This is a genomic window from Streptococcus gordonii, assembly GCF_001553855.1.
GTDB lineage: Bacteria > Bacillota > Bacilli > Lactobacillales > Streptococcaceae > Streptococcus > Streptococcus gordonii.
Window position 1 is genome coordinate 1 of record NZ_LQWV01000009.1, and the last position, 324, is coordinate 324.

Consider the following 324-nt stretch of genomic DNA (forward strand, 5'->3'; position numbering starts at 1 on the left):
CTGAAGTCCAGCTTTCTACGGCTGTGCCTTCTGCCTTGTCGCCCTTGTAGATCTTGATCTGAGCTCCTGCGATTTCAGTGCCACCAAGGTTAACTTTACTGAAAGTAATCGCTTTGGGACTGTCATCGTCTTTATCGGTTACAGTTAGAGTTGCACCATTCGCTACAACACGGTTGTCTTCACCCTTAGAGTCTTTCTCACCAACATTGGTCACTTCCACTGTGCCGTCTGTTTTGACTTGGAAAGTGATATCGGTCACTTTGAGGTAACCTGTTGGTGCTGCTTCCTCATGGAAGGTGTAAGTGCCCGGTGCCAAGTTCAATT

1 protein-coding gene is annotated in these 324 nt (G+C 47.5%); it reads right to left on the reverse strand.

Annotated elements, in window-relative coordinates; genetic code table 11:
- Window positions 1-324 (reverse strand): SpaA isopeptide-forming pilin-related protein (locus tag AWH02_RS02965; RefSeq protein WP_145762178.1); only part of this gene is annotated, 324 nt, incomplete at both ends.